Genomic DNA, 8,315 nt, shown 5'->3' with positions numbered 1-8,315 from the left:
TTGCTAATCACTAAGAAGAAAAGAATCCGCGTTCGTCCGCTTATTCCGCGCCATCCGCGTATCCATTCTTCGCTAAATTCTCATTTATAGTAAGCGAAGTATTTACACTATGAATAATACAGGTTAAAGGAGTTATTCGGGCTAAAACCAAAAAGTCATAAAAAGCGTAGCGAAAGTACGTTAATTAAAAAGGTTTATGTACTTTTGAAGCGAACAGAGACGTTGTCTGCAATGCCTCTACTCGCATCTAAAAGAAAAGAAAGGAGGTAATAACAATGAGAACGTATCTTTATTGTGAGGCTGGTTTTGTGGAAAAACCGCAATGGATGTCCAATAGTTGGGTAAACGTTGAATGTCCGGACAGCAACGATTTTGAATTCCTCACCCAAGAACTGAAAGTCCCCGAATCATTTCTGGAAGACATTGCCGATGCCGACGAACGCCCGCGTACGGAAACCGAAGGCAACTGGTTGCTTACCATTCTGCGTATCCCGATGCAGAGTAGCCAACACGGCATACCTTTCATCACCGTGCCCATCGGCATTATCACCAACAATGATATTATTGTATCCGTATGTTATCATAAAACAGAACTTATACCTGATTTTATCCAGTACACGCGCCGCAAAGGTATTGTAGTGAACAATAAGCTGGATTTAATTCTGCGAATGATTTATTCCTCCGCCGTCTGGTTCCTGAAGTACCTGAAACAGATTAATAATGAAGTAGCCAATGCGGAAAAGGAACTGGAAAAGAGTATCCGCAACGAAGACTTACTCCGGCTGATGAAGTTTCAGAAAACCCTTGTCTATTTCAATACTTCTATCCGCGGAAACGAGGTAATGATTGGTCGCCTGAGGAATATCTTTCAGGAAACCAACTATCTGAACATGGAGTTATTGGAAGATGTGGTAATTGAATTAAAACAAGCATATAACACTGTAAACATTTACAGTGATATTCTTACGGGCACAATGGACGCCTTTGCCTCTATCATTTCCAACAATGTCAATGCTATCATGAAACGTATGACGAGCCTTTCCATTACGCTTATGATACCAACGCTGATAGCCAGCTTCTATGGCATGAACGTAGACGTCCATCTGGAAAGCTTTCCTTACGCTTTCATATTTATCATTCTGATTTCCGTAGCGCTGTCGGCAGGAACATTCATCTGGTTCAGAAAGATTAAGTGGTTCTAAGCAAACCGGAGCAACATCATCATAACAGCTTGAATGCGTACCCTTCTTCCTTCAGGAAGTCTATTGCCCGTGGCAGTGAATATTGCAGGTTCCCATTATTCCAGGACTTCAACGAGTCATGGAAAGTGATAATGGAACCATTCCGCACATATCGCATCACATTGGCTAATACTTGCGGCCCGCGCAGTTTCTTACTGTAATCGCGCGTCACCAAATCCCACATAACAATCTTGTAATGCCGTTTCAGCGTAAAATACTGCCCCCAGCGCATGTGTCCATGCGGCGGACGGAAAAGGTCGGTATTCATCAGTTCATTTGCCTTGTCGGCATTGGCAAGGTAATTGTCGGAAAGATATTCAAAGCCACGGATATGATTAAATGTATGATTGCCGATTCGGTGTCCGCCATCTATAACCATTTGGAAAACGTCAGGATGCTTGCGTATATTGTCGCCAACCATAAAGAAAGTAGCTTTAATGTCGTATTTGTCCAGTAAATCAAGCACCCATGGGGTTACTTCGGGAATAGGACCATCATCAAAAGTCAGATAAACGGCTCTTTCATTCGGATTCATTCTCCAAATGGCGCCGGGGTATAGCTTTCGGATAAACTCAGGAGGCTGTTCTATAAACACGGTTGTTGGTGATTAGTGGTAAGTAGTTAGTGGTAAGTAGTAAGCAGTTAGTAGTAAGTAGATAGTAGTTAGTAGTAAGTAGATAGTAATGGTTAATAGTAGGTCGTTGGTGATTAACTACTTACTACTATCTGCTTACTACTTACTACTATCTACTTACTACTAACTACTTACTACTAACTACTATTTCATGCGGTCAACACATATTTGATATAATTCATTCAGTTTGCTATCATAAACCGGAGCTAACTTGGAATTATACTTCTGCATGATTTTTACTTCCGTACTTAATATAGGTAGATGGAATTCGCCAACCTCCCGGGCAGAAAGCTCAAAACGACTTTCATCCAGGCTCAGATACCAAGTGAGGTATTCCACAGCTTTGTCGGCAAGAGCCTTCATTATCTCGTCGGCCTTTTCCGTTTCACCCAATTGGTAATATACTTCTGCTATATCCGTCGCACCGTTCTGCCAGTCATAAGGCACATTATAGGCAGGAATCTCCTTTTCCACATAATCCAGCACGGCCTTAACTTTCTCTGTTTGGCCTTCATTCATCAGCTGGGTAGCGAGTTGCGAGAAGATACGGCGGTGGGAAGCGCACATGCGCATGGTATTTTCATCAATATAGATGCCCGGTTTATCAATACCGCCGAACTTGAACTTGTTCATCAGGTTGTCGTACATCTTTTCGCTATCCAGCTTGACACCCGTCTTGTCTGTATCAAACGGAGTGAAGCGATACGTCAGACCCTCCTGGATAAAGTGGTTACCCATGTTAAGATGGTTTTCCCGTCCCACGCTGATAGCCATGTAGATAGGACGTTCCCAGTTAGCTTCCGCCAGCATTTCCAGCATCATCAGTTCATTCTTGTAAAGGGCGCGTTTGCCTTTGAGCGAAATGTGCATATAGTCGGGGATAGAATCACCGGGTATCATCATTCCGCTGCGGCGCACGGCTTCTTTGTCCACTTTCAGCACGATACTGTCTGTCGGGATTACCCTCAAATCCGCATTCTTACTGCGTACCCAGTATTTCAGGATGTTCTGTAGCTCATACGGATTGTCTCCAAACTCCTTCTTCACATTTATCAATGCCTCGGGATTACCGTTCAACGCCTGTTTTTCGGCCTCGGCATAGAGAGCATCGACGCTTTTCTTGTAGTCCGGCTGAATAGGAACGTACTCATTCGTCCCTTCCACATAATCCATACGGTCCCAATTTATGGGCAGCGACGGAGAATCGTATGCAGGGCGTTTCATCTGGTCGATGTACCAGTCGGTCTGCAAATAGCTGAGGTTACAGGTACGTGCATCGGTACGGAAGCCTTCCACTTCCTGGTTATACCACAAGGGGAATGTATCGTTATCACCATTGGTGTAGATAATCGGGTTACCGGTTTCCGGCAAAGACATCAGATAGTTTTGTCCGAAGTCGCGCGCCAGATAGCGACCGCTACGGTCGTGGTCGTCCCATGTCTGGCTTGCCATCTGGATGGGAACAAGCAGGCAAGCGACAGAGGCAATGGCTGCCGCCGGCAACTCTTTCATCCTGGCATAGTGTTGCAGCAGGCGGATGATGCCCGCTACCCCCATACCTATCCAGATTGCGAAGGCGTAGAACGAGCCGGCGTACGCATAGTCGCGCTCACGCGGCTGGCTTGGAGTCTGGTTCAGATACAGAACTATGGCGATACCCGTCATGAAGAACAGGAAGAACACTACCCAGAACTGCTGAATACCTTTCTGCCCGCGGTACGCCTGCCACAAAAGGCCGATAATACCAAGCAATAGGGGCAAACAGTAGAACACGTTATGTCCCTTGTTCTCTTTCAGTTCACTCGGCAGGAGGCTTTGGTCACCTATCAATATATTGTCAATGAACGAGATGCCTGTAATCCAATTCCCACGTTCTATCTCTCCGCTACCTTGCAGGTCATTCTGGCGTCCGGCAAAGTTCCACATGAAGTAGCGCCAGTACATCCAGTTCAACTGGTATGAGAAGAAGAATTTAATGTTTTCCCATTGCGTAGGCATATTTACCATAACCATTTCGCCGCACTGGTCATAAGGAACATCGTATCCTTTGATACTCAGCCAGGAGCGATATTCGTTGACATGCGCGCTGCTGTACATACGCGGGAAGAGCATGTTCTGTGCGTACTCGTATTCAATACGTCCGGGAATCTCGATATAACTGTCTTTCTCGTCGGGTGTGGCTTTCTCTTTGCGTATATACTTGGTATCGCTATAAGAGATGCGCGGTTCGCAATAGTTGTTTTTCACATCAAGGGCGACTTTTGAAGAGAATGCAGGTCCGTAGAACAACGGGCGTGTACCGTATTGCTCACGACCCAGGTACTCGCCCAGCGTGAAAATATCTTCGGGTGAATTCTGATCCATCGGCGTATTGGCCGTAGAACGTATAACGATGATGGCATACGAAGAGTATCCGATAACAATCATCATGGTGCACAACAGGGCTGTGTTCAGAACGCGTGCCGATACACGGTATTTCTCTTTCATTTTCATCTGCGTCTTCGGACTGAGATAGAAGAACAGGAAAGCGAGCACCAGGATACCGATTACCACCGCACCCGCTCCGTGTCCATAGAATGGAATACCCAGCAGGGCAATGGTCAACACGAAAGAGACTGTCATACGCATTTTGTCTTTCTCCGTATAACTTTCGTACACACCCCAAATGATGGAGGCCGCCAATATGATGATATAAACGATTACGCCGCTATTGAAAGGCATGTTCAGTGTATTTACAAAGATCAGTTCAAACCATCCGCCTACCTTTACGATGCCCGGAACCATGCCATACAGTACCACGGTGACCAGGATTCCGGAGGCAAGCAGCGCCAGCAACGAGCCTTTTGTATTGGCATTAGGCACTTTCTTATAATAATAAACCAGTACGATGGCGGGCAAACAGAGTAAGTTCAGCAAGTGCACACCGATACTTAACCCGGTGAGGTAGGCAATGAGGATAAGCCAACGGTCGCTGTGTGGTTCATTTGCCACATCTTCCCACTTCAGTATCAACCAGAATACAACGGCAGTGAACAAAGAAGAGAAAGCATATACCTCACCTTCAACGGCGCTAAACCAGAATGTATCACTGAACGTATATGCCAACGCACCTACCAGGCCACTACCCATAATGGTAATAAGTTGACCATTGGTTATATTATTTTCATCCGTAACTACGAGCTTGCGTACCAGATGCGTGATACTCCAGAAAAGGAAAAGGATACAAGCTCCACTCATCAATGCACTCATCAGGTTCACCATCTTGGCCACATTGGCCGGGTCGGAAGTGAATTGTGAGAAAAGGTTGGATACCAGCATGAAGAAAGGCGCTCCGGGCGGGTGTCCTACTTCCAGTTTATATCCGGTGGTAATAAACTCCGGACAATCCCAAAAACTTGCAGTCGGTTCTATAGTGAGGCAGTAAACCACAGCTGCAATTAAGAAAGTAATCCAACCAATTAGGTTGTTCACGGCTTTGTACTGTTTCATTCGGATGGAATTCGTTATGATTTTTATACTATTGACTATTTTTTTAGCGTATACAGGCGCAAATATAGTAAATTAACTGCTAAAACTATGAATACAAGAGTGATTAATTAGGATAGGTTAAGGGTTGCGCACATTTTGAATGTTTCGTATTTTTACGGGACAGTTGTTTTGTATCTGTCATTTGGCTACTATTCAGGAGCAAATTCTCTAACGTAACAACCGGACACCCGCTCCTTACCCGCTCCTTACCTGCTCCTTTCCAAATTCGGTCTATAGGACATGGAGCAAGTACGGAGTTGGTACGGGGCGGACACGGTTTGGATATTTTATAAGTCTAAAATTTAGAACTAAACAGGGAGGCAGAATTTCTCTTATGGCAATATGCACGGGTATGTGTTCGCGGGTGCGCATTTTTGCTACTTATTTATAGACCTTTTACAAACAACATAGAAAAAATAGATTGTTATATTTTTATAAGAAACAAATCCTTGGTGTGGCATGGATTTATTTATGTTTTACACCAAAGAGAGAACGATTGGGAATTATGTGACCGCCATAGAAGAAGAAACATTTTAGTTGGATAATGACTATTTACTTATTTGCATATAATTGTCAATATTATCCCCCTGCAAAGTATATGTGCCGGTTTGTATCGGAACATCTTTCCACTTGATTCCCGGAATTGTTTTCATATCAGACATTCAAATTGATACGAAAACACCCCGGTGGAGTTTTCAGTATAATAAATGGGGAATAAAATTGTTTTTTTGTTTTTTTAATTGCCTATTTTCGCACAATTTCTAATTAGTTTCATTGCTTTCTGAGAGAAAATTCTACCTTTGCAGAAAGAACTATTATCTGGTATATCTTTCTTTCACGAAAAAAGTTTCTTTGATGAAGAACTGTTATCGGATTCCATAAGAGTTATCGGTATTAGTAAAATCAGCGGGTAATTGTGATGTTTTCTTATTCACTGCAACATCACAATGTTTGATATAAAAAGAAAAAGAATAGGTATTATATGCAAAATACACAAATAACAATCTGTGCATGCGCTTCGCGGTCGTTTATCTCCAAAGAAAAGGTGGTTGAGATTGCAACTGCCATGAAAGATGCAGGCTATCATGTGGCTGTGGAAGCCGATTTGTGCAGGAAAGTAGCGGAATCCTCTCCGGATCTTCCGGCAATTGCTTCCGGTGTGATTGTGGCTTGTCACACACGCACCATATTGTCGCACATGGATAGAGCCGGACTTAAACCAAAGCAAGTTGAACCCATGCGTGACTATACCGGCGAAGAGGTACTCTCCCGGTTCGGCCTCTCTTGTACGAACACAAAAGATACTGCTGAAAAAGATGCTTTGCGAAAAAAGATAGAAGAGTTTCCGGTGGAAAACGGAACAGACGCATGGTATCCTGTGATTGACAAGAACAGGTGCGTGGAGTGCGGTAAATGCCATGACTTCTGTTTGTTTGGAGTTTATACGATAGAGAATAAGCGCGTGCGGGTAACATCACCGCAGAATTGCAAGAACAATTGCCCTGCCTGCGCCCGTATGTGCCCCAGCAAAGCCATCATTTTCCCCAAATATGAGAAATCACCGATAAACGGAGGAACTGCCGAAGAAGAGCAGTTTAGCCCCGACGAAATGGATAAAATGTATCGCGACCGTTTGCGAATGCGTTTGCAGCAACGGAAAGCAAGTACTTCGCTATTAAAAAACGACGACCAATGACATTCAAAGAATACATAGCAAATATAAAAGCAGCTTTGCGAATCCCCCGTGAATGTTCCCCTCGGATAGTATGGAAATTCATGTATAATTTCGGATGGAGAAGCATGCGCAACATCAACCGGTTTGAAAAAAGGCAGGAAAAAGGGAAACCATTCTTTCCGGCATTTGTGATGATATCCGTAACAGAGAATTGCAACTTGGCGTGCAGCGGTTGCTGGGTTTCCGGAGGCGGAAAGAAATCGTTGTCGCTCCTGCAATTGGATGGCATCATTAAAAGCTGCAAGAAAAAAGGCTCTTACTTTTTCGGGATTCTGGGAGGCGAGCCTTTAATGTATAAAGGCTTGTTGGATGTCATGGAGAAACACTCCGACTGCTATTTCCAGCTATTTACCAATGGCATCCTGCTGACGGAAGAAGTGGCTATGCGCCTTAAAAAGATAGGAAATGTGACGCCCCTGATCAGTATCGAAGGACTTGAAGAAGAGAGCGACATCCGCCGGGGCAGAGATAATGTTTTTGAAAGGACATTGGCCGGAGTACGCGCTTGCCGGAAAGCGAAGTTGATTTTCGGAGCTGCGGCAAGTATCTGCAAAAGCAATTACGACGAACTGGTCAGCCGGAAATACATAGAACTGATAGCCCGGGAAGGCGCTCATTATTTATGGTATTATATATACAGGCCGGTAGGCGCTAACCCCAACATGGCAAATGCTTTGGACAAAGAGCAGATACTCGCTTTCCGTCGCTTTGTGGTCGAACAACGCAAAGACGCCCCTTTGTTCCTCATCGAAACCTATTGGGACGACAAAGGAAATGCCTTGTGCCCCGGAGCCACAGGTATGAGCCACCACATATCTCCGTCCGGAGCGCTTGAATTCTGCCCTCCCATTCAGATGGCTAAGGACTTTATCAATGAAGATGGTTCTAATCTGGCGAAGCTGTTCGAGAAATCAGAATTTCTTGCTGATTTCCGGAAAATGACGGCCGGCAATTCACGCGGATGCATTCTGCTGGAAGATCCGGAGAAGTTGATTGATTTTCTGGAGCAACACGAAGCCATCGACACCACCAGCCGCCGGACGGTATTGGAAGAATATAAAAAAATGTCTCCGGTTGCCGGACACAATATGCAAGGGGAAGAAATACCCGAAGCAAACAGCATCTACAAATTAGTTAAGAAGAAATATTTCTTCGGTTTCGGAGCCTACGGATAATC

5 protein-coding genes are annotated in these 8,315 nt (G+C 44.5%); 3 read left to right on the top strand and 2 right to left on the bottom strand.

Annotation, left to right across the window (positions count from 1 at the left end; genetic code table 11):
- Nucleotides 1–275 precede the first annotated feature (275 nt).
- Nucleotides 276–1,202, top strand: coding sequence for a magnesium transporter CorA family protein (locus B2Z67_RS13265; RefSeq protein ID WP_291530319.1), 927 nt, complete (start codon nucleotides 276–278; stop codon nucleotides 1,200–1,202).
- 19 nt (nucleotides 1,203–1,221) lie between these two features.
- On the opposite strand, the gene B2Z67_RS13260 is transcribed toward B2Z67_RS13265, so the two are convergent.
- Nucleotides 1,222–1,836, bottom strand: coding sequence for a polysaccharide deacetylase family protein (locus B2Z67_RS13260; protein WP_291530318.1), 615 nt, complete (start codon nucleotides 1,834–1,836; stop codon nucleotides 1,222–1,224).
- Between the two features lie 183 nt (nucleotides 1,837–2,019).
- Nucleotides 2,020–5,364, bottom strand: coding sequence for a DUF2723 domain-containing protein (locus B2Z67_RS13255; RefSeq protein ID WP_291530317.1), 3,345 nt, complete (start codon nucleotides 5,362–5,364; stop codon nucleotides 2,020–2,022).
- Nucleotides 5,365–6,385: 1,021 nt separating this feature from the next.
- Between B2Z67_RS13255 and B2Z67_RS13250 the strand changes: the two genes are divergently transcribed.
- Nucleotides 6,386–7,099, top strand: a complete 714-nt coding sequence (locus B2Z67_RS13250; protein ID WP_291530316.1) for a ferredoxin family protein — start codon at nucleotides 6,386–6,388, stop codon at nucleotides 7,097–7,099.
- Nucleotides 7,096–8,313 (top strand): radical SAM protein, encoded by a 1,218-nt coding sequence (locus B2Z67_RS13245; RefSeq protein ID WP_291530315.1) that lies wholly within the window; start codon nucleotides 7,096–7,098, stop codon nucleotides 8,311–8,313. The genes B2Z67_RS13250 and B2Z67_RS13245 overlap by 4 nt, the downstream gene beginning before the upstream one ends.
- Nucleotides 8,314–8,315: the final 2 nt, after the last annotated feature.

The sequence above is a fragment of the Bacteroides sp. UBA939 genome, assembly GCF_002293435.1.
Lineage (GTDB): Bacteria > Bacteroidota > Bacteroidia > Bacteroidales > Bacteroidaceae > Bacteroides.
The sequence above is the reverse complement of the archived record's forward strand: the minus strand, read 5'-3'. Positions and strand labels throughout refer to the sequence as shown.